At 67.1% G+C, this 1,276-nt stretch carries 1 pseudogene; it reads left to right on the top strand.

The window, feature by feature from the left end:
- Positions 1-201 precede the first annotated feature (201 nt).
- Positions 202-1,276 (top strand): annotated as a pseudogene (locus K7G61_RS35855) (IS110 family transposase); the annotation flags it as partial.

Below are 1,276 nucleotides of genomic sequence, written 5' to 3'. Positions count from 1 at the left end.
CCCTAAGAATGTTGGCGGTCCGGGAGGACCGGGTGTGGCTGATCGTGCGATGCCGCTGATGGCTCAAGGAGAATGGCCGCCCGGTCCTCCGGGATGCTCCGATCACTGATTGAGAACTGCGGTCATCGCTGGTTAGGGACCTGTCGACGGAGCGTTCTGCGGGCCACGGAATTGCTGGTCATGGTGGAACGGAGCGACGGCTTGAGCACGTCTCACGCGCGGATATGGGTTGGCATCGACGCCGGCAAGGGACATCACTGGGCGGTGGCGGTCGACGCCGAAGGCGAGACGCTGTTCTCGACGAAGGTGATCAACGACGAGGCTCAGATCCTGACGCTCATCGAGGCCGCCCGTGAGCGGGCCGATGAGGTGCGGTGGGCGGTGGACATCTCCGGCCGTGCCTCCACGCTGCTTTGGCCCTGTTGATCGCGCACGGCCAGCAGGTCGTCTACGTGCCTGGCCGGACGGTCAACCGCATGTCCGGCGCCTACCGAGGCGAAGCCAAGACCGACGCCAAGGACGCGAAGGTCATCGCTGACCAGGCCCGCATGCGCCGGGACTTCACCCCGCTGGACACGCCACCGGAGCTGGTCTCCACTCTCCAACTGCTGACCCGCTACCGGGCCGACCTGATCGCCGACCGGGTCCGGCTGATCAACAGGCTCCGCGACCTGCTGGTCGGCATCTGCCCCGCTCTGGAGCGGGCCTTCGACTACTCCGCGGCCAAGGGCCCGATCGTATTGCTGACCGAGTACCAGACCCCGGCCGCCCTGCGGCGGATCGGCGTCAAAAGGCTTACGACCTGGCTCGAGCGACGCAACGTCCGTGGCGCCAACGAAGTCGCAGCCAAGGCCGTGGAGGCCGCCCAGTCCCAGATGGCCAAACTGCCCGGAGAGAAGCGGGCCGCCAAGCTGGTCTGCGACCTTGCCCACCAGCTCCTGGCCCTGGACGAGCGGATCAAGGACAACGACCGGGAAGTCCGCGAGACCTTCCGCACCGATAGCCGTGCCGAGATCATCGAGTCCATGCCCGGCATGGGCCCGATCCTGGGTGCCGAGTTTGTCGCCATTGTCGGTGACCTGGGCGGTTACAAGGACGCCGACCGCCTCGCCTCCCACGCCGGCCTGGCCCCGGTCGCCCGCGACTCCGGCCGCCGCACCGGCAACTACCACCGGCCCAAACGCTACAACCGCCGCCTGCGACACATCTTCTACATGTCGGCGCAGACCGCGATGATGCGGCCCGGTCCGTCGCGCGACTATTACCTCAAGAAGAG

The organism is Streptomyces sp. HPF1205, from assembly GCF_020400825.1.
Taxonomy (GTDB): Bacteria; Actinomycetota; Actinomycetes; order Streptomycetales; family Streptomycetaceae; genus Actinacidiphila.
The sequence above is the reverse complement of the archived record's forward strand: the minus strand, read 5'-3'. Positions and strand labels throughout refer to the sequence as shown.